The following is a 26485-nucleotide window of genomic DNA, read 5'->3' on the forward strand; positions in this document are numbered from 1 at the left end:
GATGCACGACGCGGAGGGGTTCCGGAAATTCGTGGCCGTACGCGGCCGCGCGTTGTCGCGTGCCGCCTATCTGCTCACCGGCGACCACGAGAAGGCCGAGGACCTCATGCAGGAGACCCTGGCCAAGGCGGCCGCCAAGTGGCGGCGGATCTCGGCCGCGGACGACCCCGAGGCCTACCTGAAGACGATGATGATCAACCAGTTACGGACCTGGCACCGCCCCCGCAGCCTGGTCTTCTTCCCGACCTCCCAGCCCCCGGAAACGGGCGCGCCCCCGCCCGACACCGAGCTGAAGATCGTGCTCCGGCACGCCCTGACCACCCTCACGGCCAAACAGCGCATCGTCCTCTACCTGCGCTTCTACGAAGACCTGCCCGAGGCGCAGATCGCCGCCCGGCTCGGCTGCTCGGTCGGCACGGTCAAACGGCACACGCACGACGCCCTGAAGCGGCTGCGGAAGGCAGGCATCCATGAACCCGCGTGAGGCCTATCTCGACCTGGCCGACGACGCCCGCGACTACGGCGACCCCGACCGCGCCATCGAGACCGCCGGACGCCGCAGGGCGGCCCGCTGGAGCGCCGTGGCCGTCGCGGTCACCGTGCTCGTCCTGTTCACGTGGCTGCGCCCCGAGCCGGAACCGGCGCCCGTCCTCCGCGAGCCGCCGCCGCATGCCGGCGCGCGGGCCCACTCCCTCTACTCCGTCTGCCGCACCGGCTGCCCGACCGTGTTGCGGCTGACCGACGGCCGCGAGACCGAGATCGTGTCCGGGGTCGAGACGGTCAACCCGCCCGGCAACCACACCATCTCGCCGGACGGCCGCTGGCTCGGCCTTCCCGACGACGGGGGCGGCTACCGGCTGAACGACCTGCTCGGCGGCCCCGACCTCCAACTGCCCGCCGAACTGGGCGGCGTCTACGGCCCATGGGTGTGGGCGGCCGACTCCAGCCGGATCATCCTGGCCAACCACCGGGACGGCGACGTCTTCCACTACCTCGACGTCGACCTGCGCACCGGCCAGGTGACCCGTCCGGTCGTCCCGGAGGGAACCGAGATCGTCGGCCTGACCGGCGGCGGTGAGCTGATCCTCCAGCCGCCCCAGAAGGTCACCGACCAGCTCACCCTGACCGTCGCCGGGCGGCCGGTCGTCTTCCGCGCCCAGACCGGCCGGTTCGCCGACGACGACCACGGCCTGTGGATCCAGTCGCGGGGCGAGCGGCTCTACCTGCACGAATACGGCGAGCAGGCCGTCGTCCGGCTGCTCAGCCCCGAGGGGCGGGCCGACGCCTATCTCCGCATTCCGGAGGGCCGCTTCGCGGTGGGCCCGACCGCGACCGGATACGTCGTGGTCGAGCCCGGAAACCAGGCGCAGCGCCTCTACGAGATCGGCCAGGAGGAGAGGCTCCTCGGCGAGTACCCGCCGGAGGCCGCCGTCGTCATCCCCGGCCTGGCCCGCCACTAGGCCAGCCGCGCCACCGCCTCGGGGGTGAGCGCGGCCAGGTCGGCCAGCACCAGCGACGCCCCGGCCAGCGCGTCGTCGTCGGGCGGGTAGGCCGCCTGCGGCACCGCGACCACGATCAGCCCGGCCGCGGCGGCCGACCGCAGGCCGTTGCTGGAGTCCTCCACCGCGACGCACCGCTCGGGCGTCACGCCGAGCCGCTCGACGACGGCCAGATAGACGTCGGGGGCGGGCTTGCCGCGCTTCATGGTCTCGGTGGAGATCGCCACCCGGACGTCCACGTCGAGGGCGGCCAGTACGGTGTCGATCAGCACGGCGGGCGAGGAGCTGGCCACCCCGATCGGCCACTGGTCGGCGATGGCGCGCATGGTCGCCGAGGCGTGCGGCAGCAGGGGCAGGTGGTCGCGGTAGCGCTCGGCCATGCGCTCGATCACCGTCGCGGCGGTCTCGTCGGGGGAGAGCCAGACGCCGAGCTCCCCGGTCAGGTAGTCGGCCCACTCGGGGGTGCTCATGCCCATCAGGCGCTTCTGGGTGTCGGGCATCCAGGTGCCGCCGAACTCGGCGACGACGCCCCGGCGGACCTCTTCCCAGACGGGCTCGGAGTCGATGACGACCCCGTCGAGGTCGAAAACCACTGCTTCGATCATGCGTACAGCCTGACACGGAAAAGGGGGCCGCCCCGAAGGACGGCCCCCTTCCCCACCTGGTTACGGCAGGGCGTCGATCACGGCGTCGCGCCAGTCGTAGTTCATCCAGTCGTAGTTCGCCCACATGCCGCCGGTGACGTCGGCGAGCTCGGTGTCGGCCAGCTCCTGGGCGGTGCTCTCGAAGTCGTTCATGACAACCCCCTCTTTCTCGATCCGTGAACCTTGCGAAACCAAGGTCCCATTGGGCACTTGGGGCTCACTTGAGCGCTTCTACAAGCCGCTCCAAGCCGGTTACGGCAGGGCCATCATGACCGCGTCGCGCCAGTCGTAGTTCATCCAGTCGTAGTTCGCCCACATGCCACCGGTGACCTCGGCGAGCTCCTCGTCGCCGAGGTGCTGTGCGGTGGACTCGAAGTCGTTCATGCTGAACCCTTCCGTTCGCTTCGTGAACCTTGCGCCTCGAAGAGTTCCAGCACCCGCTGGTACGCGGCTCGGCCGCGAATCCCAGCCGGATACAAGTCGGGGCCGTCCCCGCAAGAGGACGGCCCCGCGTTTCACCCCGTGGTTACGGCAGCGCCTCGATCACCGCGTCGCGCCAGTCGTAGTTCGCCCAGTCGTAGTTCCAGGGCAGACCGCCGGTGACCTCGGCGAGCTCGGTCTCGGTGAGCTCGTTCGCGGTGTTCTCGAAGTTGTTCATCACAACCCCCTTCGTTCGTGAACCTTGCGACTCAAGAGTCGCAAGGCACGCTTGGTGGGATCTTGGTACTTCTTGGGGTGTTTTCTTGGTGGGCCACCAGCCGGGCGTAGTGGCCGTCGAGTTCCACCAGCTCGTCGTGGGTGCCCTGCTCCACCACGCGGCCGTCGTCGATGACGGCGATCAGGTCGGCGTCGCGGACGGTGCTCAGCCGGTGGGCGATCACGATGCGGGTCTGGGTCAGCGCCGCGAGGTTGCGCTCGATGGCGGCCTCGGTGACGGTGTCGAGGTGGCTGGTGGCCTCGTCGAACAGCAGCACCTTGGGCCGCCCGAGCACCGCCCTGGCCAGCGCCAGCCGTTGCCGCTGCCCACCCGACAGGCCCATGCCCTCCGACAGGTTGGTCTCGTAGCCCATGGGCATCGCCATGATCTCGTCGTGGACGCAGGCCGTCTTCGCCGCCCGCACGATCTCCTGCGGCGTGGCCCCCGGCCGGCCCAGGGCGATGTTCTCCCTGATGGTGCCGGTGAACAGGTGGGCCTCCTGGGTGACCACCCCGAAGTGCCGCCGCAGGGACGAGCGCTGGAGGGCCTCCATCCGCACGCCGTCGTAGCTGACGGCGCCGAAGGTGGGTTCGTACAGGCCGACCATGACGCGGGCGAGGGTGCTCTTGCCCGAGCCGCTGCCGCCGACCAGGGCGATCTTCTGGCCGCGGCCGATGGCGAGCGAGACCTTCCACAGGATCCACGGGGCGTTGGGGGCGTGCCGGAAGGAGACGTCGCGCAGCTCGATCCGGCCGCGCAGGTGGCCCACCTGGACCTCGCCGTAGGGCTCGGGGGTGAACTCCAGGATGTCGGCCAGCCGTTCGAGGTGGGTGCCCGCCTCCTGGAGGATGCGGACCGTGCCGACCAGCGACAGGATCGGCGTCAGCGCCGCGCCCGCCAGGGCGACCAGCGTCAGCGTCTGGCCGAGGGAACGGCCGTTCAGCACCTCCCAGCCGCCGGTCCAGAGCAGCGCCGCCGGGGCGGCCAGCCGCATGCTGTCGAGGACCGAGGTGACCAGGTTCTCCATCCGGCCCTGCCGCGCGTCGGCCTTCAGCTGGTCGAGGAACAGCTGCGACCAGCGGCTCAGCGCGGCGTCCTCGATGGCCCCGGCCTTGAGGATCTCCACCCCCTTGATGGCCTCCATGAGCTGCCCCTGCGTCTGGACCTGCGCCGACAACGCCGCCAGGTTCAGGTCGGCCCGCCGCCGCCGGGTGACCAGCAGCAGCACGGCCTGCACCGCCGCCAGCGCGAGCAGGCAGAGCCCCAGCGGCGCCGACGACAGCAGCACGATCGTCACGTAGCCGACCGCGAGCGGCCCGTCGAGCAGGGCCGTGGTGATCGGCCCCGAGATGAGCTGCCGCAACCGGCCCACGCTGGCGCTGCGCTGGGCCAGGTCTCCCGAGCCCCGGGTGGCGAAGTAGCGGTAGGGGAGGCGGAACAGGTGGGCGACCACCTCCGACGACAGCAGCCGGTCGGCCCGCAGCCGCAGCTTGAGCACGGTCGCCGCGCGCAGGTAGGTGAGCCCGAGGTGGACGACGCCCGCCACCGCCAGCGCCACCCCCAGTGAGACCAGCAGTGCGGAGTCCCTGGTCGGGAGCACCCCGTCGACCAGGATGCCCGAGAACGTCTGCACCCCCAGCCCGAGGACCTGCAGCAGCAGCGACGCCAGCAGGATGCGCGCGATGAGGCCCTTCTGCAACGCGGTCCGGGCGAGCGGGCCGACCCAGGTCCGGCGGACCCGTTTCCGGCGCTCGAACGTCTCGCCGGGCTCGAAGGTGAGCAGCACCCCCGAGTAGCCCTCGGCGAACTCCTCCCGGGTCAGCCGGCGGCGGCCGATCGCCGGGTCGACGACGTCGACGTGGCGGGCGTTCTGCCGTTCGACGACCACGAAGTGGTTGCGCCGCCAGTGGGCCACCGCCGGGAGGGGCGCGTCGGTGACGGTCTCGGCCTTGTACGCGGTCGCGGTGAGCCCGTAGCCGCGCGCCGCCTTGACGATCGCCAGCGCCGAGAGGCCGTCGCGGCCGACCCCGCACTGCTCGGACACCTCGCGGACCCCGGTGTGGCGGCCGTGGTGGCTCAGCACCATGGCCAGGCAGGCGGCCCCGCATTCGGCCAGGCCCGACTGGAGCCGGACCGGTACTCTCACGTTCACTTCGGGATCGTGGCAGCGCCGACTTGGGCCTCACTTGTCCATGATTTGAGGACCCGGCGAAACCGCCGGGTCCTCAGGGAACGGGCCGATCAGGCGAAGGCGTCGAGCGTGGCCTCGCAGAAGGCCTTCAGGTCATCCGGCATGCGGCTGGTGACCAGGGTCGACGGCCCTTCGGCGCAGACCACGACCTCCTTGTCCTGCCAGGTCGCCCCGGCGTTGCGCAGGTCGGTCTGGAGGCTCGGCCACGAGGTCATCACGCGGCCCCGTACGACGTCGGCCTCGATCAGCGTCCACGGCGCGTGACAGATCGCCGCGACCGGCTTGCCCTGGTCGAAGAACTCACGCACGAACCTGACCGCCTTCGGATTCATCCGCAGGAAGTCGGGGTTGGCGACCCCGCCGGGCAGCACCAGTCCGTCGAAGTCGGCCGCCTGGGCCTGGCCGACGGTGGCGTCGATCGGGAACCTGTCTCCCTTGTCGAGGTGGTCGAACGCCTGGATCTCCCCTTCCTTCGTGGAGATCAGCTTGGGCGTCCCACCGGCGTCCTTGATCGCCTTCCAGGGTTCGGTGAGCTCCACCTGCTCGACGCCCGCCGGTGCGGCGAGGAAGGCTATCGTCTTGCCTTCGAGCATGTCAGTCTCCCCTCTGAGCGGTGCGGACTCTTCCCCTGCCCAGTCTTTACGCGGCCAACCGGAACGACTGGGCGGCCGTGCCGTTGCAGGCGTACTGGACCAGCTGCACCGAGTTGGCGGTCGAGGCGGCCGGGACGTCCAGGCACTTGCCGCTGTTGCGGTTGACGAAGTGGTAGTAGCCGCCGCCCTCGGCGACCGGGAGCCACTGCTGGTTGTTGCCGCCGCCGTAGGTCCAGGTCTGGATGGGGGCGTTGTCGGCGACGGAGACGTTGGTCACGTCGAGGGCCTGGGCCGGGTTGCCCTGGCCGGAGATCCGGTAGTAGCCGCCGCTGGTCGGGGTGAACTGGTAGCGCTGGGCGGCGGTGCCGTTGCAGGTGTACTGCTGGATCGCGGTGCCGCTGACCGTGCCGGCCGCGCGGGCGTCGACGCACTTGGCGCTGTTCTCGTTCACGACCGTGTACCAGGTCGTGGGGGAGATGGTGTCGGTGGGCGGCGGGGTGGTGCCGCCCTCGCCGGCCAGCCAGCGGATGCCCTGGATGAGCCACTGGTTCTGCTGGGCGCTGGCGAAGGTCGAGGAGGTGCGGGTGTTGGTGGAGTAGTTCATGCCGTTGTGGCCGAAGTTGGTGTAGAGCATCTTGTACTTCGTGTTCGTCCACATGATCGGGTAGAACCCGCTGCGCCACTGCTGGTTGGGGTCGGTGCCGACCGGGAAGCTGCCGGCGTCGATCGAGGCCAGGATGCTGATGTCGGGGTTCTGCCGCAGGTCGCGGCTCCACGAGTACCACTCGCTGACCGACGACTGGATGGTGGCGGGCAACCCGGCGGTCGACGGGTGGTTACGGTTCTCGATCCTCAGCGTCTCGGCCGTCGGGAACCAGGTGTTGGTGGCGAACGCCCCCGACCCGAGGAAGGTGTTGTAGTACCAGCTCCAGGAGTTGGGGTCGGTGGTGAAGGCGCTGACGTGGAAGCCCAGCCAGGCCCCGCCGTTGTTCATGTAGTTCTGGAACGCCTGCCGCTGGCTGGCCGGCGGGGCGTCGTCGAGGAACATGACGACCTTGTACTGCGAGATCGTCGAGGAGCTCAGCCGCGACCAGTCGGTCGTCGCCTCCCAGGTGAACCCGTTCTGGGCCGCCGCCGAGGGGAACCACTCCTTGGCGTCCTTGGTGAAGTCGATGTGGGCGGCGTCCCACGTGCCGTTGTAGAAGGCGAGCACCTTGAATGGGGCGGCCTGCGCGGGCGGGGCGAGCACGGCGATCAGGACGAGGCCGAATAAGGCGGCGAACAGACGTTTCACGGGTTACCTGCCCTCGAACGGTGTTTTTTCTTAAGAAAGTTTCCTAATAAATGACCGGGTCTGTCAATGATCTCGAAAATTGCACGTCATGCATCGATGCATATCGTGCAACTTAACGGGGTAGGCCGACGACATGACGACCGCAGCACAGACCCCGACGGAACTCCGCCGCCTGCTGCCCCGCGACCTGGTGGAGCGCGGCGGCTGCCCGTTCGACCCACCCGCCGGGCTGACCGCGCGCCGCGGCCAGGCCCCGGTCCAGCCGCTCCGGCTCGCCAACGGCGCCGAGGCGTGGCTGGTCACCGGCCTCGAAGAGGCCCGCGCCGTGCTGGCCGACACCCGCTTCAGCTCCGACCGCGTCCGCCACCCCGACGCCGCCTCCGGCGCGGAGCCGCGCCAGGTCGAGACCCGCGACGACGGCATGTTCGTGTTCATGGACCCGCCCGAGCACACCACGCTCCGCAAGCTGCTCACCGGCCAGTTCACCGTCCGGCGGATGCGCGCCCTGGAGGAGCGCGTCCGGGAGATCGCGGTCGGCCACATCGAGGCGATGAAGGCCGCCGGGACCGAGGCCGACCTGGTGCCCGCCTACGCGCTGCCGATCCCGTCGCTGGTCATCTGCGAGCTGCTCGGCGTCGACTACGCCGACCGCGACCGGTTCCAGCGCAACACCGCCGTCGCCCTCGACTCCGCCGCCTCCACCGACGAGCGGGCACGGGCGGGGCTGGAGCTCTACACGTTCATGGGGGAGCTGATCGCCGCCAAGCGGGCCGCGCCGGGCGACGACCTCGTGTCGGGCCTGCTCGACCTGCCCGACAACCAGCTCGTCGACATCGCGCTGGTGCTGCTCGGCGCGGGCCACGAGACCACCGCCAACATGCTCGCGCTGGGCACGTTCGCGCTGCTGGAGAACCCCGGCGAGCTGGCGCGGCTGCGCGCCGAGCCCGAGCTGCTCGACACCGCGATCGAGGAGCTGCTGCGGTACCTGTCGATCATCCAGATGGGGGTCAGCCGGGTCGCGACCGAAGACCTGACAATAGGTGACGTGACCATCCCCGCCGGCGCCACCGTGATCATCGCCACGCCCGAGGCCAACCGTGACCCGGCCCACTGGGACCAGCCCGACCGCCTCGACGTGAGCCGCCCCCGCGTCTCCCACCTGGCCTTCGGCCACGGCGTCCACCAGTGCCTCGGCCAGCAGCTGGCCCGGGTGGAGATGAAGGTCGGCCTGGGCGAGCTGATCACGCGGCTGCCCGGCCTGCGCCTGGCCGTGCCGGCCGACGAGGTGCCGCTGCGTGCGGAGATGCTCGTCTACGGCGTGCACTCCCTGCCGGTGACCTGGTCATGACCGTGGTCGGCCGGCGGGAGCGCAAGAAGCTGGCGACCAGGGCCGCCCTGCGCGACGCGGCCCTGCGGCTGGCCCTGCGCCACGGTGTCGAACACGTGACCGTGGAGCAGATCGCCGCCGAGACCGACATCGCGGTACGCACCTTCTTCAACTACTTCTCCAGCAAGGAGGAGGCGATGGTCGCGGCCGTGGCCGCCGAGGCCGACGCCCTGATCGCCGCGTTCCGCGACCGCCCCCGCGAGGAACCCGTCTTACGGGCGCTCCGCGAGGCGGTCGCCCGCGTGATCGCCGTCAGCGACACCGACGCGCTGCGGCTGATCGTCCGGGCCCCCTCGTTGCTGCCGCAGCGGCTGGCCGTCTACGCCACCCGCGAGAAGGCGCTGGCCGAGGCCATCGCCGACCGGCTCGGGCTGTCGCCCGACGATCTCTACCCGGCGGTCTGCGCGGCCACGGCGCTGACCGCCATGCGGGTGGTCCTGGAGCGATGGCTCGACCGGCCCGCCGACCACGCCGCCCTGCGCGAACAGACCGAAGAGGTCATCGGCCTGCTGGCCGCCGGCCTGGAAAGGGGACTGCCGTGAAAGTCACCGTCGACCACGAGCGGTGCTGCTCGTCGGGGCAGTGCGCGCTGATCGCCCCCGAGGTGTTCGACCAGAACGAGCACGACGGCGCCGTCGTGCTCCTCCAGCCCGAACCGGCACCCGGCCTGCACGCCGCCGTCGAGGACGCCGCCGACCACTGCCCCTGCTCGGCGATCAGCCTGAGCTAGCCGTCCGACCTGGCAGAGCGCTCGGCGACGAGCTGGAAGACCCGTTTGAACTCCGCGTACGCCTCCTCGCCGACCGCGCGGGCGTGTTCGGCCTCCATCTCGACGAGCACGGCGTCCGACTTCTCCATGTGGTCGAGGCCCAGGTCGGTGGGCACGACCAGCTTGGCCCGGCGGTCGGCGGGGTCGGGGCGGCGTTCGACGTACCCGAGCGCGACCAGTTCGTCGACCAGGGTGCCGATCACCTGTTTGTGCTGGCCCGACTGCGCGGCCAGGTCGGAGGCCCGGCTGCCCTCGGCGTCGAGGTAGGCCAGCACGGCTCCGTGGCGGGGCCTGACCTGGGCGTGGCCCATCGCCGACAGCCGCGTGAAGAGCTCCTTCTGCAGGCTGAACAGCGTGCGGCCCGACAGGATGCCCAGGTCGGGCCGCTCCCGTTTGCGCTCACTCCGTCGCACTGCCGGCCTCCGATTTAGTCACCATTTTTGACTGTCACTTTTTCTTACTATATTGTCGTGGACGACTTCGAATCGCATGGAAGAGGGGACCTCGCGATGACCATTCTGATCACCGGCGCCACCGGCACCGTCTCCGGTGAGGTGCTGCGCTCGCTCCAGGGGGCCGACGACCTGCGGGTGCTGGTGCGCGACCCGGCCAAGGCGCCGTCGGGGGCCGAGGCGGTGGCCGGCGACCTGCACCACCCCGAGACGCTGGAGCCGGCGTTCAAGGGCGTCGACACGGTATGGCTGCTCACCGCCATGGGAGCCGACGCCACCCACGCCAGCAGCAACGCGTTGTGGGCGGCCCGGCAGGCGGGGGTGCGCCACGTCGTGCGCATGTCGGCCATCGGCGCGGGGCACGACGCCCCGACCCGCAACGGCCGGCTGCACGCCCTGTCGGACCTCGAACTCGCGGCCTCCGGCCTCGGCTGGACGATCGTCCGCCCGGCGTACTTCATGCAGAACATTCTCGGCTCGGTCAACGGCGGCACCTTCTACGGGGCGCCGGGCGAGGGCCGGATCGGCATGATCGACGTGCGGGACATCGCCGACTTCGCCGCCGCCGTGATCCGCGACCCCGCGCCCCACCACGGGCAGACCTACACCATCACCGGGCCCGAGTCGGTCCGGCTGCGCGACCTGACCGGCACGCTGGCCGAGGTGGCGGGCGGCCCGCTCGACTTCCAGCCGGTACGCCCCGACGACGCCTACCCCGTGCTGGTGAACGCCGGCATGCGGGAGTGGGACGCGGCCGTCACGACGGAGTACCTGAAGGCGTACGACGCGGGCTGGGGCGACTACACCACGCCCACGTTCACCGCCGTGACCGGGCGGCCGGGCCGGACCTTCGCCGAGTTCGCGCGCGACTACGCCGACCGCATCGGCGGCTGACCGTCGCGCGGCGCGACCAGCCCCGACTCGTAGGCGAGGACGACCAGCTGGGCCCGGTCGCGGGCGTGGAGCTTGGTCATGGCCCGGTTGACATGGGTCTTGGCGGTCAGCGGGGTGATCGCCATCCGCTGGGCGAGTTCGTCGTTCGACAGGCCCCGCGCGACCCAGACGACGGCCTCGCGCTCCCGGTTGGTCAGCTCCGCGAGCGCGGCGGCGTCGATCCGGCGCGGCCGGCTGACGAAGCCGTCGATCAGTCTGCGGGTGATCGAGGGGGCCAGCAGCGCGTCACCCCGGGCGGCGACGCGCACGGCGTGCAGGAAGTCCTCCGGCACGACGTCCTTGACGAGGAAGCCGGCCGCGCCGGCCCGCAACGCGTCGAAGACGTGCTCGTCGAGGCCGTAGTTGGTGAGGATCACGACGTGCACGCCCGCCAGGGCCGGATCGGCGGCGATGCGCCGGGTCGCCTCGATGCCGTCCATGACCGGCATCTGCACGTCGACCAGGGCGATGTCCGGCACCAGCTCCCTGACCAGCGCGACCCCGGCCAGCCCGTCACCGGCCTCGCCGACGACCTCGATGTCGTCCTCGAGGTCGAGCAGGGCCCGGAACCCGCCGCGCAGCAGCGGCTGGTCGTCGACCAGCACGACCCGGATCACGACGTCTCGTCCACGGGCAGCTCGGCCTCGACGGTGAAGCCGCCCTCGCCGCGCGGCTCGGCCCGAAGCCGCCCGCCGAGCGCCGTGACGCGCTCGCGCATGCCGAGCAGTCCGACGCCCGGCACCGGCGCGACGCCGGGCCTCGCCCGGCCGTCGTCGTCGACCTGGACGACCAGCGCGCCGGGCCGGTAGTCGATGCGCACCGACGCCGTCGCCGCGGCGGCGTGCCGGGCGACGTTGGTGAGCGACTCCTGGACGATCCGGTAGGCGGTCCGGCCGACCGCCGCCGGCACGTCAGCCCGCGGCCCCTCGATCGTCAGCCGCGCGTCGAGGCCCGTCGTGCGCGCGCGTTCCACCAGTTCCGGTACGTCGTCGAGCCCGCGCGGCGGGGTCTTCCCGTCGTCGCGCAGCGCCTCCAGCGTCGCGCGCAGTTCCCGGGCGGCCTCACGACCGGCCTCCCGGATCACCAGCAGCGACTCGGGCACCGGCTCGCCGCGTTTGCGGGCGACGTGCACGGCCACCTCGGCCTGGAGCTTGATGACGGAGATCTGGTGGGTGAGCGAGTCGTGCAACTCCCGCGCGATGTGCAGCCGCTCCTGGTCGGCCCGCCGCCGCGCGGTCTCCTCCCGGGTCCGCTCGGCCTCGTCGGCCCGCCGCTCCGCCTGCCGCAGCGCCTCGCCCGCGGCCCCCGCCGCGACCAGCCAGGCCAGCTCCAGCGCGCCCCTGGCCTGGGCGAACGCCTCACCCGTGTCATGGAGCCCCGAGGCCAGCGCCGCGAGGGGGAGCGCGGCCAGCATCAGCACACTGGCCACCACGGTGACGACGCGTCGCCCGGCCCGGACGGCGGCGTACACGGCGAACAGGAAGGCGACGGCGGGCACGTCGAACCCGGCCGCCTGGTAGGCGACCGCGCACGCCCCCGTGACGACCAGCACGGCGACCGGCGCCCGGCGGCGCACGGCCAGCGCCAGCCCGCCCACGGCCAGCGGCACGTAACCGGCGGCCACCGGCCCCGGCTCAGCGAGACCGGTGACGAGCAGCGCCGCCGCGACGCAGACGGCGATCGCCCCGTCGATGAGCGCGGCCCGCCGTGTCTTCATGCGCGCACCCTAACCCGAGGGCCGCCGCGGGCGACTCCTGCCGGCGGAGGATCGGCCGGCTACCGCGGACGCGGTATGCCCGGGCCTGCGGACGGCGGACGACACCGGCCGGACCGGCGGACATCATCGGCCTCATGTCGATTCGAATCGTTCTCGCCCTGAACGCGGCGCCCGTCTACGGCTGGACCACACCGCGAGGCTGGGCGACCGTCGCCGCGCTCGTGGCCCTGGCCGGCGCGGTCTACGGCGGGCTGGCCCTGTTCCGCTTCGTCCGGCGGCGGGCCGTCATCGCCCTGACGGCGGGGGCCGCCGGGCTCGCCGGGGGCGGGTGGGTGGTGGCCGTCGCCGAGGGCGGTCCCGGCAGCGGCTCGGGCATCGTCGGCGGGCTGGCGGCGCTGGTGTTCGGGCTCGTGGCGCTGGCGCTGGGCGGCATGGCGCTGAAGCGGTCCTGAGTGTCAACTTCTCCGCTAATGGGCGCGTCATACCTTTATGGGCATATCGCTGCGTGTCACCGCCACCGCCGTCGCCTTGCTCGTCGCCGCCGAACCGGCGGCCGCCCACGCTGTGGCGGCGGCCGGTGACTGGAAGGTCGTGCGCGCCGACCGCCGCGACTCCTACGACGCGGTGACGGTGACCCCCGGGGGAGCCGTCTGGGTCGCCGGCATCCGAAGCGGCAAGCCGCTGCTGCTCAAAGGCCGTTCCACGGTCAAGCCGGTGACCGGCCCCGGCTTCCGGGTGAAGAAGCTGGCCTCGGCGTCCGACACCCGGGTCTGGGCCTTCGGCACGTCGAAGTACGCGCGATGGGACGGCAAACGCTGGCAGGTCAAGCCGTGGAACCACGGCCGGGTCGACCGGGCCTTCTCCATCGGCGCGAACCTGTGGGTGATCGAGAACGCCACCACCTTCCCCACGCCGGCCCGGTCGACGCTGCGCCGCCTCACCGGGTCGACCTGGCGCAAGGTCACCACCCCGATCGTGGTCAAAGGACTCGACGGCAAGTGGGCGGCGGGCTCCGCCAAGGGCAAGGCGGCGCTGGCCCGCTGGACCGGCACGGCCTGGCGCGCGGTCGCGCTGCCGGCGCTGCCGTCCGTGCACAAGGGCCAGTTGTCGGAGCTGACCGACGTCGCCGTCGACGGCGAGACCGGCCGGGTGATGGCCGTGGGCTGGGCCGCCTGGCCGTGCGGGAAGGCCGCCTTCTGCGGAGAGACCCTGCTGCTGACCGGTTATCTCGGCGACTTCGCCTACCAGGCCCGCCCCGAGTCGGGTGTGCGGCCGCGCGCCCAGGCCGAACCCGACGGCCGGGGCGGGGCCTGGATCGTCCTGTCCGGGAACCGCTACCTGCACATCGGGCCCGAGAGCGTCGAGACGGGCGCCTTCCCGTCGAACCAGCCCGTCCGCGACCTCGCGAACCTGCTGGGCAGCCGCTCCGTCTGGGCGGTCGGCGGGACGGCGATCCAGGCGACCCGCTGATCCGTCGTTTCCGTACAAGACGGCCGTCATGGGCGCCTCCTAGCATGGGCGTGGCTCCAGCACCCGTACTGAGGAGAACAGCACATGCGTGAGTTGGTCTACACCGGGTTCGTCTCGCTCGACGGCGTCGTCGACTCCCCGGGCGGACCCAGCGAAGGCCACCGCAGCGGCGGCTGGGTGGTCAAGGACATCGAGTTCCTGCCCGAGGCGTTCGCGCTCAAGGGCGAGGAGCTCGCCGACACGACGGCGCTGCTGTTCGGCCGCCACAGCTACGAGGCCTTCGCGCCGGTCTGGCGCGACTCCGACGACCACGCCGACTACAAGGACCTGCCCAAGTACGTCGTCTCCTCGACGCTGTCGGAAGACGCCCTCGTCGACGGGTGGGGCGAGACGACCATCCTGCGCTCGACCGAGGACGTCGCCGAGCTCAAGAAGACCGACGGCGGCGGGATCTTCATCCACGGCAGCGCCGACCTCGCCCGCCGTCTCGGGGAAGCGGGCCTGATCGACCGCTACAACCTGCTCGTCTTCCCCGTGCTGCTCGGGGCGGGGAAGGGCCTGTTCAGCCGGGCCGACAAGGACAAGCAGACGCTGCGCCTGCGCGAGTCCGAGGCCTACCCGAACGGCGTGCTCAAGGTGATCTACGACGTCGTCGGCTGATCGAGCCGCAGCGCGATCGCGCCGCCTTCGCCCTCGCGCAGTTGCCGCACCGTCCGCCCGACGTAACGCCGCAGGGCGCGGGCGAGGTGCGGCTCGTCGAAGTAGTCGAGCTTGCCGACGACGTCGGCGACCGGCGTGCCGGCGGCCAGCAGCATCGAGGCCGTGCGCACCCGTTCGATCTGCCGCACGGCCCCCTGGGTGAACCCGGTCGCCGCGCGGAACCGGCGCTCGACCGTGCGTCCCGACACGTCGGGGAGGGCACCGCGGCGGACCTCGGCGACGAGCGGGTCGCGCACCACGGCCCCGGCCCGCACCAGGCGTTCGACCAGCGCCTCGGCGTCGTCGGGACCGGGGGTCTCCCAGCGCAGGCCGTCGAGCCGGAAGGTGCGGTGCGTCGTGTCGGCCAGTTCGAGACCCCCGTCGACCAGTTCCGGGGTGGGCACGACCCGGAGCGAGGTGCCCACCGCGAACTCGATGCCGACGAAGGCCGCGCCCTCGGGCACCGGCGCGGTGCCGGTCGCGGTCTCGGGGCCGGTGACGCTCGCGTACGCCGTGCCCTCGCGCTCGTAGAACACCAGTCCCCAGCACGCCGTCGCCACCGAGGTCATCTCCGTGACGCTCTCGCTCGTGCACGTCCAGACGGAGTCGACCCAGGGCGAGTCGGACGCGCGCGTCTCGAACCGCAGGTTCACGGGAGAAGAATAGGCGCTTATGTCTGCGGAGGCCGAGCGACGCGGGTGTCGCCCGGCCCCCGCGCTTTCGCTACAACGTCACTTCACGACCTCGATGGTCTTCGACGTCGTGATCGGGGCGAGCGAGCCGTCGTCGGTGTACGCGCGCATGGAGTCGTTGGTGACCGACACGGTGACCGTGCCGGCGTTCAACGCGGTGAGCGTGCGCGTCCTCGGGTCGAGGATCGCGACCTTGCCCGCTTCCTGGGCCGCCTCGACCGCTCCCTCGCCGTTGCCGATCGCCAGGGTGTCCGAGCCGCCCCAGCCGACCGACATCGGGTACCGCAGCGGCACCACGCGCGAGCCGGTCGCCACGCCCTGCGGCTGCACGACGCTGCCGGAGAGCTCGGCCGTCTCGCCCACCTGCACCGACGCGGGCGCGTCGAGCGTGATCGACTGCGCGAACGCCCGCACCTGGGCCTCGATCCACTGCTCGTCCGCGTTCTGCCGCGAATCCACCGACCAGTTGACCCAGCCGGTGAAACCGCCTCGGTCGGGCGTCCCGTAGGGGTCCTTGCCGGACGACGGGAGCACGACGTACGGGACGCCCTCGACGCGGTTGACGTTGACGATCTGGGCGTGCGAGCCGATCATCGCGGCGCCCTTGCCGGTGGCGTCGCGGAAGTCGCCGAGCATCTTCTTGATCAGCGCCACCTCGTCGCGGTCGCCGAGCTGGCTCGACTTGGTGTCGGCCGGGTCGTCCACCGGGTGGTGGGCGAACACCAGCACGTTGTGCACCGACAGGTCGGACCGGGCCTCGTCGAGCGCCCGCCGCACCATCGGCAGCTGGTCCCAGGCCGTCGAGCGCAACGACCCGATCGAGCTGGCGAGCATGATGAAGCGGGTGCCCTTGTGGTCGAACGTCCGGTAGGGCCGGCCGAACTCCTCGGTGAAGTTCGTCAGGTCCGACTGGACGTTGTTGAGCCCGTACGACTCGTGGTTGCCCGGCACGTAGTAGCAGGGCACCTTCCCGGACTTCGGGTCGGGCGTGCTGGTGGCGGGCGGCTCCTGGCCGACCGGCACGAGGTCGCAGCCGGCGTCGGTGAGCACCTGGCGGGCCAGCGCGAGGTCCTGCGGCAGGCCGCGGTCGGTGATGTCGCCGTTGAGCACGATCAGATCGGGGTTGGTGGCCCTGATCCGCCGGACGGCGGCCGTCGCCACCTGGGTCAGCCCGGGGTTGTCGGCGGTGAACTGCACGTCCGAGAGCGTGGCGAACCGCCAGGTCTTGTTGCTCTGGATCAGCGTGCCGTCGTCGGAGATCAGCGGGTCGGCCTTCAGGGCCGGCTGCGCGGGCAGGTCGATCGAGGTCGGGATGTCGGCCTCGATGCGGTCGAGCACGAACGTGCCCGGCTTCTGCTGGCTGACGTTGGTGTTGATGCCCTGGAAGCTGTTGATCGTGATCGGGAACACCGTGTTGGCGGGCAGCGTGAAGTTGGCGTACTGCCACTCGGTGCTCGGGACCAGACCGGTGCCGTAGATGCCGGTGCTCTTGCCGTTGGCGTCGTAGTAGAGGAAGTAGGTCAGGCCGCTCGGCACGTTGATGCTCGACTTGATCCGCATGCGCAGCCGCAGCGGCTGGCCGGGCACCGCGACCCGCTGCGCCGCCGACAGCGCGCCGACGCCGACGTTGCGCATCGCGTTGAAGTCGATGCGCAGCCCGTCGGGGTCGGCCGAGATCTTTGTGGCCGTGGTGCTGATGTCCCGCCAGCGGGTGAGCACGTTGTCGTCGAAGTCGTAGACGGTCTGCGTCCGCACGCCGATCGTGATCGGCAGCTGCACCGACCGCCCGGCGGCCGAGACCGTCAGGATCGTGGCCGCGTCGGCCTTCGGGGTGATCCTCAGTCTGCCGTCCACCGGCTTGATGTCGACCACATCGTGGTCGTAGTCGAGGTCGAGGTCCCGGGGGTCGATCGGGGCCGTGTACCCCTGGTCGTCCCGGCCGGTCACCGCGACGGACACCGCCGCGCTGGCGGTGTCGGCCAGGGCCAGCCGCTGCGACGACAACTCGAGGCGGTCGAGCGGGTTCAGGACGGTGATCCGCGCCCGCCCCGCCTCACGGCCGACGTGCGCCTCGACTTTTAGCACGCCGTAGGGCTTGGTGATCTTCGCCGGAGCCGTGACGGTCCCGTTCTCGACCGAGGCCCCCGGCGCCGCCCATCCGACGGACGCCGGATCGACCGTCACCGGGGTCTGGTGGTCGTCCACCCCCTGAGCGACGAGCGCGCGGCGCAGCCCCGGGAACACCCGCAGGTCCCCGTCGGCAGTGGCCGACCCGGCGGCGGGCCTGACGATGATCTCGTGCGCCTTGCCGTCGCCCTTGGCGACGAACACGCCCACACCGTTGGTGTTGCCGCGCTCCCCGCCGTCCGAGGGGGTGTTGCGGATGCTCACCTTCTCGTCGCCGAGCGCCCGCGCGACCATCTCGCTCGACCCGCCGCTGTCGAGGATGACCGCGGTCTCCACACCCTGCGCGACCATGTCCCGCGCGACCTTGTCGATCGCGACCCCGCCGTTGCCGGTCCCGCCCGGCCCGTTCCACTGCCCGAGCACGAGGGTGCGCCCCCCGTCCTTGAACCCGAAGGAGGTGCGCGGAGAGATCGCGGTGCTGTTCAGATTGGCCCGCGGCCTGCCGCCGGACACGATGATCCCCTCGCCGGTGCCACCGTGCCCGAGCGCGAACCGCATGCTCCTGGCGACCGGATCGGCGAGCTCCCAGCTCAGCGTCACCGGGTCCCCCGGCCGCAACGCGCGAATCGCCGCCGCTGCGGCGTCCCGCCCGACGAGGTAGAACCCGTCGTCGGGGATGACCCCCGACCCGGCGGGAGCACTCGGCGTGACCGAGACCACCTTGTCATCACGGACCAGCACCTCGGCGACGTCACCGTCCACCCCGATGAAAGGCCGATTGCGGCTGTACGTCCCCCAAGCGGAGGTGAACGCCACCATGCCGCCGGCCGGAACGGGGTGCGGCTCGGGGTTGGCCGCGTTGACCGTCAGCACCTTGTAGGGCGTGCCGGCCAGATTCGCGGAGGCGTTGACGGTGACGTTGACGAGCTGGGCGAGGCCGTCCATGCTGACGCCGACGTGCGGCTGAATCGCCGCGGCCTCCGGACCACCCAGGTTGGTGGTCTTGCGCAACTTCCCGTTCTGGATCTCGGCGCCATGGGCGGCGGTGGAGTTGCCCAGGTCGTAGAAGTCACCGTTGACCGCGGCGACGGCCCCGGCCTTGTCGGCCGCGACGGTGAGCGGCCCGCCAGAGGCCACGGGGCCGGCGGTCAGCAGGTCGGTGGTGACCGCGCTGTTGGACAGGTCGACGGTCAGGAAACGGGCGTTGTACCAGCCCTTCTGATCGACGGCCTGGATGTGCCGCAGGTCGATGCCCGGGCCGATCTTCTCAATCGTGTTGATCAGAGGGATGCCGCCGGTGACGGGTTCCGTGTCGGCGTGGGCTGCGGCTGGGAGGAGGGCCAGCGTGGTCATCGCGGCGAGTGCCAGCAGTAATGGCCTCGTGGCCTGACGGTTCAGGATCATCAAAACCTCGGCTCAAAGTAGGCGGAGACGCCTGTGCCACACCCTGATGATCAAGGGTGCGGGGGAGATCAAAACGGTCACCTTGGACTCGGGGGTGACGCGACTGGGAGCAGGTGATGAAGTCGGACGAAATAGGCGGATCGGGGCTGGTGTCCGACCTGAAATGTCACCGCCGCGTGTGCGAGATGGTTCCCAGGCGGCTCGCGGGTCCGGGGCCACAGAGGCAGGCGGCCCAAGCTGATGAGGCTCCGGCACTGCCGGCTGCCAACGGCGCCAAAGGCAGTGCGGGGCAGATCTCAGGCGGCTTGTCGCCATTCACCCATGAACAGCGCGAACCATCGGCGACTCTCCACGACCACCAGCTTCTATCAAGAGCGTATTCGGCGCCGCCCCGCTGATTGAAGCGCGAGGGCGGGGGATGTCACCGTCACACCCGACCGTGAGTCAATTTCCGTAGTCCGACGGTTCGTTCTCGTGAGAAATAGCCGATGAAAAACGGTGCCTACCGATAGCATTTCGCCAAATAACGATAAAGGGATGGCGATGAACCCTCGTGACATCGGGCTTGGACGGTTGAAAAGTGTCGCCGACGCCGCCGGGCGGATCGTCGCCGATGCCGTAAGCGATGCCCAGGAGAAAGTGCGGCAGTCCGCCGAAGAGGTGATGGCGAAGGTCGCAGAAGTGAAGGGCGGCCTGTCGTCGCGGCCGTCCGCCGATTCCGCCGACTTGTCCGAGCTCGGCGACGACGCGAAGCTGCTCTATTGCCGGGTGCTGGTGAGCCTGGCCCTGGTCGACTCCCTTCTCGATCCTCGCGAAATCGCGAATCTGTACCTGTTCGCATCGACGATCGGTCTCGACGCCGAAGCACGATCGGCGTTGCGTAGCCAGATCACCGGGGCCCAGCGCGACGCGGCGAGCGGCGCCGGGGTCCTCGACGCCACGGTGGAGCTGTCCAGGCAGCTGCACGACCTCCTTGAGGCGGATCAACGTGAGCCGGTGTTCACGGTGCTGGTGCGCGATCTGGTCCGGATCTCACGTGCCGACAGGCATACCGCGGAGGTCGAGCGTGAACGGATCGTGCAGGTCGCGCAGCTCGTGTTCGCCGAGTCCGCGGAGAAGGTCGTACAGGCGACCGAGCAGCTGGTGATCACCGAAGAGGAGTTCGCCGCCGGCCGGATCACGACCGGCCAGCTGGAGGAGACCACCAAGGACATCGCCGCCAAGGCGGCCGCGTTCGGCGTCCCGATCGCCGCGATCAGCCTCGCCGGCAGCGTCTCCGGCCTCGGGGGAGCGGGAATCACCTCCGGCCTGGCGGCCCTGGGATTCGGCGGTCTGCTGGGCTTGAGCGCGATGGTCACCGGAATCGGCACGGTGGTGATTCTCGGAGTCGCAGTCCATCAGGGCACGCGTTACCTGCTGTCCACCAACGAGCGTGAACGAGAAAAACGACGCGAGCACCTGATCCAGCACGTCATCAAGAATCACCAGCAGGCAATGGCCGAGCTCACCGACGACATCGCGGGGCTCGCTCACCGAATGGAGACCCAGCTCACCCAGACCACGAGGAACGAAGAGCGACTCGCCGCACTCAAGGCCGAGTTGGCCGCATTCCAGTTGGCTTTGGTGAATCTGCAGACCAGTAACGAGGCCTTCGAACGGCGGGAGCCGTTACGTGCCGGGTGACCAGCTTTCGCCTGCCGCCGCGGTCGTGGCCTACCAGGCGGTCACCCTGACCGAACTGCATGTCCTGTTCGATCAGGTGGAATTCGACTTCAAAGATGTCCTCGAACGTGAACACCGTGTCAGTGACACCCTCGACACGGTCGAATCGGAATTCGACGCGGTGCGTCTCCGTCTTCAGGCGCTGGGCGCCTTCATACCTGCTCCAGAGCCTTTCCCGATCGCGAAGGTCGAGACACCGAGTACCCCCCGCTACTCCGTGCCCGTCGTTCCGGCCGACGGTGACTTCGATCAGCTGGTCAGGCTCGCCGAGGCTCGCTTGAATCTGCTGGGCGTCGATCTCACCCGAGATCCGCTCCAGCAGGTGCTTCCCTCCGGCCAGGTGGCTCAGAGCCTGCGCCACTACGCCGCGGAACACGGCGACATCAGCTGGGATGAGACCGACTGGACGGTCGTCCTGCTCGCCGGCGCCCTCGCGACCTTCCTCGACGTCGTCCTCGTCAGAATTCCCCGCGATTCCACCTTCCTGGGCAAGGAGTACTCGGGGTCACCCCTCACCAAATGGCTCCAGGACCGCGACCGCGCAAAAGACGTCCACGAGCATTTCTTCAAGGGGTTCGAGAAACTGGCCAAGGCGCCCTACGACGCCCCCACCACGAAGGCCACAGGGGGACTGGTCAGCGGCATGCGACCGGCTACTCATCGGCTGCAGAGCCTCGGCCACGACCCGGCCCTGGGTTTCCTCTTCGGCGTGGCGGATCTCATGCGCGGCACCGGGACCTACATCGACAAGGCGGGAAAACTGGTCCAGGTTGCGACGAACCAATCCCCGGTCGACCTGATCAGCGCTTTCATCACGCAGGTACGCCATTTGCTCTCGGACGTCTACACCCCGGCCGGCCTGCAGCCGCCGCTGTTCAGCCTGCTTCAACTCGGCCAGATCGGCTCCCCGTTCGCGCTGGGCCCTTCAGGCGTCAAGGTGCCCTGGACCGACGTGGCCCGTTACATGTACACGAACGGCTACGACCTGCGCCATTTCTTCACGATGGGCATCACCCCCGGCGTCGTGTCCGCGGTCATCCGCGGATACTGGCTTCTCAAGAGTTATGCCACCGGCGGCACCGCGGAGCAGCGGAAGCTGGAGCACGCCAAACTCACCTCCATGCTGCTCCTCGGGCACACCATCGCCACTTCGGGCACGCTCCTCAAGACCGGGCTCCTGTTCGGCATGAACCCGGCGGCTCTCAACTACAACCAGATTCTCGCCATGGCGCCCGCCACCATCGCCTGGTTCAGGGAAGCCGTCGCCCGCGACGAACGAATCAATCAGGCGCTGGACAAGGAATGGGAATCGCTCCTGGCCGTATCGGAGCGACGCACCTGACGACCGCTCCATGGGCCACGTCCAGGGCCAGGATCGACATCTGCTTGGTGTGTCGACATCACCTCGCGCGGGATAGTCGGCTTGGAGCGGCCTGGTCGCCGAGGCGCTGCATCGGGCCGGGTGGGTGGTCTTCCAGCTCGATCGTGGCCGTCACTATACGAATGCCGCCTACGCCCAGTCAGCTGAGCGGTGTTCAGTCGGCCGCCGAGGCTGGCGCTGAATCATCGCAGTCCTTAACCACGATGACGGACGGTCATCGCCGGCGGCCACGGACCGCCGCCCGCAGACGAAGGCTGCTACAACCTGCGGCGGGTTCGCGGCCTGACCACCGCACCATCGGCGTCCGTCGAATTAACACTTCTCGTGTCAGCGAAACCCCGACTGATTCGAGGCGACATGCGAAAAGTCCTGAGCCATCTCGGCCCTGCGACGCTCCTGGCAGGAGGCGCGGCCCTCGCGCTGCCCACGGCGGCGAACGCCGCCTCCTGCGGTCAGCGCACCGACGTCTACAGCAACATCGGCACGTACTACCCCTTCTCCTACACGGGCCGGCAGGTCGGGCTCAAGAACGGAACCCAGCGGAAGCCGCACCTTCGCCACGGCGACCAACGTCCGCAGGGGAGACGTGCTGGTCCAGCAAGACCTTCACCGTGAGGTGGGTGACGACGGCACAGGTGTCCGGTTCCACGTACATAACCTGCTCAGGAACCTTCAGCGGCAGCGGGACCACCTACATACAGACCCCGTCGATCGAGAACTGGCACGTGCCGATCCGCGCGTGCGTCTACCCCGTCGAGAGCGGCTACTACTGCCACGACCGCGACCGGGCCGCCACGACCGCCGGTGGCGGCCCACGGCTTCGAACGTGGAGGGCTTAAATCCGACCGTCGGCGATCCCTCGCGCAGGAAGCGTTCGCCACCTGCCGAGCAGCAGGACAACCCGGGTGACCTCGCGGCCGACCTCATCGCCGTGGCATGACCTGGCCAGGCATCGGGAAAGGCCGCCCGGGGCGGTGCGGGCGGCCCTGGTTCCAGGTCAGATCGCGGTGACCTCGAGCTTGACCTCGTACGAGTACCACGTCGAGTTCGTACCGCTGATGAACTGCGTCGGCAGCACCAGCGACTGCCCCACCGGCAGCCCCGCGCAGTCGCCCCCATCGGCGGTGGCCGAGCCGAGCGAGGTCCCCCAGCCGGGAGACGGCAGCGTCACCTCGCGCAGCGTGAACGACACCGACCCCCCCACCGAGGTGATCACCGAGCTCGGGTTCTCGAAGGAGGCCGGGTACTTCGTGTCACCCGTCACCATCTTCACGTGGTTGTAGTTGACCGTCGGGTACAGGTTGCCCCCGACCGAGAAGCGGAGCTCGTCCCTGCCGTCCGACTCGTCCACGTTGTTGGCGTAGATGGAGTAGAGCTCCACGCGGCAGGGAACGGCGGCGTAGGCCGGAGCCGCGACCGCGACCGGCGCCACCACGGCGGCGCTAAGGGCGAGGACGCCGATGAGCTTTCGCATGATTGGTCCCTCCTTGGGACTGCACGCCCACGACCGTCGCGGGCGCCGCCCCAGGCTGCGGCGACCACCGTGAGCACACCGTTAAGGCCCAGCTACGCGTACTTTTACGCATGGACCGCCGGGACGGCCGGACGTACGCTCCAGCTGTCATGGGGGACCAACTCACACTTCTGTTGCTCGGCCCTCCGTACCTGGCGATCGGGGAGACGCCTGTCGCGGTCCGGTCGGCCAAGAGCCGGGCACTGCTCTGTTACCTGGCCGCCGCGCCAGGCCCGAGGCCGAGAGCCGAACTCGCGGGGTTGTTATGGGGTGAACGCCCCGACGCGCATGCCCGCGGCAGCCTCCGGCTGGCACTGTCGGAGTTGCGCAAGGAGGTCGGCGGCTGGCTCGACATCACCCGCGAGCACGTGGCCTTCCGCGCCGACCCGGCCTGCTACGTCGACCACGACAAACTGGCCCAAGCCACCACCATCGGCGAAGCCCTGCCCCTGTGGCGCGGCGAGTTCTTAGACGGCGTCTCTTTCATCGACGCCCCGGCCTTCACCGGGTGGCTCACCGCCGAACGCCTGCGGGTCCGCGCCCTTTTCCGAGACCTTCTTGTACGTCAGGCGGGCCCCGCCCACGAGATCGTCAGACTGGCCAGACTGCTGAGCGAGCTGGACCAGTACGACGAGGAAGTACACCGCCTCCTCATCTCCGCGCTGGCGGAGACGGGCAACCGCGCCGCCGCCCTGCTCGCCTACACGGACCTGCGCGACCGCCTGTCCGCCGACCTGGGCGTGGAGCCCTCCGCCGAGACCCGCGCCGTCCGCGAGACCCTGGGCCCCCAGCGAAAGGTCGCCGCCCCGCCCATCCCCAGCACGCCGCTCGTGGGACGGAAAGCCGAAGTAGACCAGGTGGCAGCGCTACTGAAACGGGAACGGATCGTCACGCTGCTGGGCCCGGGAGGGGTGGGCAAGACCCGCCTGGCCCTCGCCGCCGCGGCCCGCGTACCGGGCGCGGCGTTCGTGACCTTCGCCGGCGTCGGCCCGGAAGCGGCGGTCACCACGGTGGCCCGGCGGCTGGGAATGGACCTGTCGTCACCGCGTCCCGCCAGGGAGATCCTGTTCGAAACCCTCGCCGACCGATGCCTCCTGCTGGTGCTGGACAACCTTGAGCACCTGCCGGACTTCGACCTGGTGATCGGCGAACTCCTGGCTGCCTGTCCCGACGTGCGCGTCCTGGCCACCAGCAGACGCCGCCTGACCCTGCCGACCCCCACCGTGGTGGTCGAGGGCCTGACCGCCCCCGCGGCCGAAGAGCTCTTCGCCGTCAGAGCACGCGCCGTGCAGCCGACTTTCGACCCTGGACGCGACTCCGCGCTGGTAGCCGGAATCTGCGCCGCCACCCGAGGATTGCCACTGGCGATAGAACTGGCGGCCAGCCTGCTGCGTGCCCTGTCCTGCGCCGACCTGGCCGACCATCTCGACGCCGGCCTGCTGGGCGCCGACTGCCCCGCCCCCCGACCACGGCACGCCACCATGCGCCGCGTGTTCGAGACGTCCTGGACGCTGCTCACCGAGGAAGCCCGCCGCGTGTTGCCGATCCTGTCGGTCTTCGGCGGCGGCTTCACCCTGGAGGCCGCACTGGACGTCGCCGAGACCACCCCCGAGGTGCTGGTCCACCTGGTCGACCACAGCATGATCACCTTCCAGCCACCGGCCCGCTACCTTATACACCCCCTCATCCAGGCGTTCGCAGCCCAGCACCTGAAAGCCGAGCCCCCCGCGCGCCTGCGTCACGCACACCACTTCACCACCCTGCTCGACGCCCACGCCCAAGGCCTCCACGACGCGACCGACGAGCAGACCCCCCTCCTGTTGGGCGCAGAGCTGGACAACATCCGCCTGGCCTGGACCCACGCCCCCGACCCCGCCTTCCTCGACCTCTACTGGACGCTCTGCCTGCGGCTCGGCCTGTACGAGGAGTCGGCGGCGACAGTGGAGGACAACCTGGAACCGTTGACCCCAGAAGCGCGAGCCCGCCGGCTGCGCATGGCAGCGGTCAGCTACTACCAGCTGGCCAAGGAACGCCGCGCCCTGCGCCTGGCCGAGGAGGCACTGGAAGCACTGGGGCGGCCACTGCCGTCGGGGTGGCGGCGAGCGGTCGTACAGAGAATCGGGCAGTTGTGCTCACCCACGCGACGGGACCCGCGCGAGGCCGAAGCGGCGCAGGCCCTGTCGATGATCGCCATGTTCGCCTACTACCGGCAGGACCTCCCCACAATGGTGTCGGCGACGCTGCTGCAGCTCAACGCCGTGGACCGGGCGGGCGTCCCAGAGCTACGAGCGGAGGCCTACGCGAACGTCGCCACCGCCGTGCGAACCGCCGGCCGCTCGCACCTGGCCGGCCGCTACGCGAAACGAGCCGACGCCGCGCTGGCCAAGCTCCCCCTTGCCCACGTCAGCGAGGCGGCGAACCGGGCACGGCTCGCACGCGGCATCGACCAGCTGGCGTGCGGGGCGTTGGAAGCGGCGTGGCGTTCGTTCACGGAAGCCCGGGCGCGGACCCTGGAACCGAGGCTGGCGGAGGTCTGCACGGGCCTGCTCGCGGAGACCTCGGTGTGGCGAGGCGAGTTCGGCCGGGCCGCGGAGCTGTTCGTGGTGACGGGCGAACTGTCCGCCCGCCGGGTGGGCGGCGACGACATCGGCCGCTACTGGTGCCTGACGGGGCAGGCGGAGGCGCTGCTGCGCATGGACGGGGTGCCGACCGGGCGGATCCGGGAGGTGCTCACGGCCGCGCAGGCCGCAACGGATCGACGCCGGGCGCTTGAGCAGGCGTTCGGGCTACGGAACGGGCCGATCGTCGAGGTGATCCAGCGGATGCGGTTGCTGACGGGGTTCGCCCGGACTGACCTGCGTGATCGACGGCCCGAGTGTGCTGCGGAGGCTGTGCCGGAGATTGTGGGGTTGGCGGGGAAGCTGCCTTCGGCGCAGCCGGGCATGCTGGAGTGCTGGTCGGGGTTGGCCGAGTTGTTGTGGGAGCTGCGCTGGGCTGATCCTGTCGTGGTGCGGACGGTGCTTCGGGGGATGCGCGGTTATGTGGGGCGTTACCCGGGTGCGGCGGCGCGGCTGGGGTGGGGGCAAGTGCTCTTACGGGGTACGGCGGGTATGGCCGTGCGGGAGACTCGCCGGGAGGCGATGCGGGCGGCGGATCGGCTGGGGGTCGCCTACGACATTCGCCGAGCTGCGGAGGCGGCCGGCGGGGTGGTGTCTACGTAATGCTGACGTTCTCGATGAGGACTTCGCCTTGGGGGCGTCGGAGACGACGGTTTTCGAGCGGTGCTGGCGTTCACCCGCCG

Annotated in this window: 26 protein-coding genes; 13 read left to right on the forward strand and 13 right to left on the reverse strand. The window is 70.4% G+C overall.

Features of this window, described 5'->3' with window-relative positions; translation table 11 throughout:
* Nucleotide 1 precedes the first annotated feature (1 nt).
* Nucleotides 2-484, forward strand: coding sequence for a SigE family RNA polymerase sigma factor (locus AW271_RS19535; RefSeq protein WP_062338825.1), 483 nt, complete (start codon nt 2-4; stop codon nt 482-484).
* On the forward strand, nt 471-1460 hold the full coding sequence (locus AW271_RS19540) for a TolB-like translocation protein (RefSeq protein WP_062338826.1): 990 nt from the start codon (nt 471-473) through the stop codon (nt 1458-1460). Before AW271_RS19535 ends, AW271_RS19540 begins: the two co-directional genes overlap by 14 nt.
* Here AW271_RS19540 and AW271_RS19545 read toward each other — a convergent pair.
* From AW271_RS19545 to AW271_RS19560, 7 genes are all read right to left on the reverse strand, one after another.
* Complete coding sequence (locus AW271_RS19545; protein WP_062338827.1) at nt 1457-2104, reverse strand: HAD family hydrolase; 648 nt, start codon at nt 2102-2104, stop codon at nt 1457-1459. The two genes, AW271_RS19540 and AW271_RS19545, sit on opposite strands and share 4 nt — an antisense overlap.
* A gap of 60 nt (nt 2105-2164) precedes the next feature.
* Nucleotides 2165-2296, reverse strand: coding sequence for a hypothetical protein (locus AW271_RS42880; protein ID WP_275935767.1), 132 nt, complete (start codon nt 2294-2296; stop codon nt 2165-2167).
* Nucleotides 2297-2395: 99 nt separating this feature from the next.
* Nucleotides 2396-2527 (reverse strand): hypothetical protein, encoded by a 132-nt coding sequence (locus tag AW271_RS42885; protein ID WP_275935768.1) that lies wholly within the window; start codon nt 2525-2527, stop codon nt 2396-2398.
* A 142-nt stretch (nt 2528-2669) separates the two neighbouring features.
* Nucleotides 2670-2801 (reverse strand): bacteriocin, encoded by a 132-nt coding sequence (locus AW271_RS39820; protein ID WP_157554393.1) that lies wholly within the window; start codon nt 2799-2801, stop codon nt 2670-2672.
* A gap of 31 nt (nt 2802-2832) precedes the next feature.
* On the reverse strand, nt 2833-4992 hold the full coding sequence (locus AW271_RS19550) for a peptidase domain-containing ABC transporter (RefSeq protein WP_062338828.1): 2160 nt from the start codon (nt 4990-4992) through the stop codon (nt 2833-2835).
* Nucleotides 4993-5081: 89 nt separating this feature from the next.
* The gene (locus AW271_RS19555; protein ID WP_062338829.1) at nt 5082-5624 is read right to left on the reverse strand and encodes a type 1 glutamine amidotransferase domain-containing protein; all 543 of its coding nucleotides are present in this window, start codon (nt 5622-5624) and stop codon (nt 5082-5084) included.
* A gap of 46 nt (nt 5625-5670) precedes the next feature.
* Nucleotides 5671-6918, reverse strand: a complete 1248-nt coding sequence (locus AW271_RS19560) for a ThuA domain-containing protein (RefSeq protein WP_062338830.1) — start codon at nt 6916-6918, stop codon at nt 5671-5673.
* Between the two features lie 133 nt (nt 6919-7051).
* Here AW271_RS19560 and AW271_RS19565 point away from each other — a divergent pair, with 133 nt between their 5' ends.
* The 3 genes from AW271_RS19565 to AW271_RS19575 are packed head-to-tail and all read left to right on the forward strand — an operon-like array spanning nt 7052 to nt 9035.
* Nucleotides 7052-8266, forward strand: coding sequence for a cytochrome P450 (locus AW271_RS19565; protein WP_062338831.1), 1215 nt, complete (start codon nt 7052-7054; stop codon nt 8264-8266).
* Entirely contained in the window at nt 8263-8847 is a 585-nt protein-coding gene (locus tag AW271_RS19570; protein WP_062338832.1) for a TetR/AcrR family transcriptional regulator, read from the forward strand. Before AW271_RS19565 ends, AW271_RS19570 begins: the two co-directional genes overlap by 4 nt.
* Nucleotides 8844-9035, forward strand: a complete 192-nt coding sequence (locus AW271_RS19575) for a ferredoxin (RefSeq protein WP_062338833.1) — start codon at nt 8844-8846, stop codon at nt 9033-9035. The genes AW271_RS19570 and AW271_RS19575 overlap by 4 nt, the downstream gene beginning before the upstream one ends.
* On the opposite strand, the gene AW271_RS19580 is transcribed toward AW271_RS19575, so the two are convergent.
* Nucleotides 9032-9487, reverse strand: a complete 456-nt coding sequence (locus AW271_RS19580) for a MarR family winged helix-turn-helix transcriptional regulator (RefSeq protein ID WP_062338834.1) — start codon at nt 9485-9487, stop codon at nt 9032-9034. The genes AW271_RS19575 and AW271_RS19580 overlap by 4 nt on opposite strands.
* A gap of 96 nt (nt 9488-9583) precedes the next feature.
* Here AW271_RS19580 and AW271_RS19585 point away from each other — a divergent pair, with 96 nt between their 5' ends.
* On the forward strand, nt 9584-10420 hold the full coding sequence (locus tag AW271_RS19585) for an SDR family oxidoreductase (RefSeq protein WP_062338835.1): 837 nt from the start codon (nt 9584-9586) through the stop codon (nt 10418-10420).
* Here AW271_RS19585 and AW271_RS19590 read toward each other — a convergent pair.
* Complete coding sequence (locus AW271_RS19590; protein WP_062338836.1) at nt 10396-11076, reverse strand: response regulator; 681 nt, start codon at nt 11074-11076, stop codon at nt 10396-10398. The genes AW271_RS19585 and AW271_RS19590 overlap by 25 nt on opposite strands.
* Nucleotides 11073-12176, reverse strand: coding sequence for a sensor histidine kinase (locus AW271_RS19595; RefSeq protein ID WP_062338837.1), 1104 nt, complete (start codon nt 12174-12176; stop codon nt 11073-11075). Before AW271_RS19595 ends, AW271_RS19590 begins: the two co-directional genes overlap by 4 nt.
* Nucleotides 12177-12310: 134 nt before the next feature.
* Here AW271_RS19595 and AW271_RS19600 point away from each other — a divergent pair, with 134 nt between their 5' ends.
* The 3 genes from AW271_RS19600 to AW271_RS19610 all read left to right on the forward strand — a co-directional run bounded on the left by AW271_RS19600 (nt 12311) and on the right by AW271_RS19610 (nt 14306).
* Nucleotides 12311-12628 carry a DUF6223 family protein gene (locus AW271_RS19600; RefSeq protein WP_062338838.1) on the forward strand — a complete coding sequence of 106 codons (318 nt, stop codon included), beginning with the start codon at nt 12311-12313 and terminating at the stop codon, nt 12626-12628.
* Nucleotides 12629-12665: 37 nt separating this feature from the next.
* Nucleotides 12666-13646 (forward strand): hypothetical protein, encoded by a 981-nt coding sequence (locus AW271_RS19605; RefSeq protein WP_062338839.1) that lies wholly within the window; start codon nt 12666-12668, stop codon nt 13644-13646.
* An 84-nt stretch (nt 13647-13730) separates the two neighbouring features.
* Nucleotides 13731-14306, forward strand: coding sequence for a dihydrofolate reductase family protein (locus AW271_RS19610; protein ID WP_062338840.1), 576 nt, complete (start codon nt 13731-13733; stop codon nt 14304-14306).
* Here AW271_RS19610 and AW271_RS19615 read toward each other — a convergent pair.
* Together AW271_RS19615 and AW271_RS19620 are read right to left on the reverse strand one after the other, a co-directional pair.
* Nucleotides 14288-14998 (reverse strand): helix-turn-helix domain-containing protein, encoded by a 711-nt coding sequence (locus AW271_RS19615; RefSeq protein WP_062338841.1) that lies wholly within the window; start codon nt 14996-14998, stop codon nt 14288-14290. The two genes, AW271_RS19610 and AW271_RS19615, sit on opposite strands and share 19 nt — an antisense overlap.
* A gap of 78 nt (nt 14999-15076) precedes the next feature.
* Nucleotides 15077-18568 (reverse strand): phosphodiester glycosidase family protein, encoded by a 3492-nt coding sequence (locus AW271_RS19620; RefSeq protein WP_062338842.1) that lies wholly within the window; start codon nt 18566-18568, stop codon nt 15077-15079.
* Nucleotides 18569-19105: 537 nt separating this feature from the next.
* Between AW271_RS19620 and AW271_RS19625 the strand changes: the two genes are divergently transcribed.
* The 3 genes from AW271_RS19625 to AW271_RS39825 all read left to right on the forward strand — a co-directional run bounded on the left by AW271_RS19625 (nt 19106) and on the right by AW271_RS39825 (nt 22510).
* Nucleotides 19106-20251, forward strand: a complete 1146-nt coding sequence (locus AW271_RS19625) for a hypothetical protein (RefSeq protein ID WP_083976877.1) — start codon at nt 19106-19108, stop codon at nt 20249-20251.
* Nucleotides 20241-21632 (forward strand): hypothetical protein, encoded by a 1392-nt coding sequence (locus tag AW271_RS19630; RefSeq protein ID WP_062338843.1) that lies wholly within the window; start codon nt 20241-20243, stop codon nt 21630-21632. The genes AW271_RS19625 and AW271_RS19630 overlap by 11 nt, the downstream gene beginning before the upstream one ends.
* Nucleotides 21633-22291: 659 nt before the next feature.
* Nucleotides 22292-22510: a hypothetical protein gene (locus AW271_RS39825; protein WP_157554395.1), complete on the forward strand. Its 219-nt coding sequence runs from the start codon at nt 22292-22294 to the stop codon at nt 22508-22510.
* 158 nt (nt 22511-22668) lie between these two features.
* Here AW271_RS39825 and AW271_RS19635 read toward each other — a convergent pair whose 3' ends face one another.
* Nucleotides 22669-23145, reverse strand: a complete 477-nt coding sequence (locus tag AW271_RS19635; RefSeq protein WP_062338844.1) for a hypothetical protein — start codon at nt 23143-23145, stop codon at nt 22669-22671.
* Nucleotides 23146-23318: 173 nt separating this feature from the next.
* Here AW271_RS19635 and AW271_RS19640 point away from each other — a divergent pair, with 173 nt between their 5' ends.
* Nucleotides 23319-26405 carry an AfsR/SARP family transcriptional regulator gene (locus tag AW271_RS19640; protein ID WP_169806366.1) on the forward strand — a complete coding sequence of 1029 codons (3087 nt, stop codon included), beginning with the start codon at nt 23319-23321 and terminating at the stop codon, nt 26403-26405.
* Nucleotides 26406-26485 lie beyond the last annotated feature (80 nt).

Source organism: Herbidospora sakaeratensis, from assembly GCF_001570525.1.
Taxonomy (GTDB): Bacteria; Actinomycetota; Actinomycetes; order Streptosporangiales; family Streptosporangiaceae; genus Herbidospora; species Herbidospora sakaeratensis.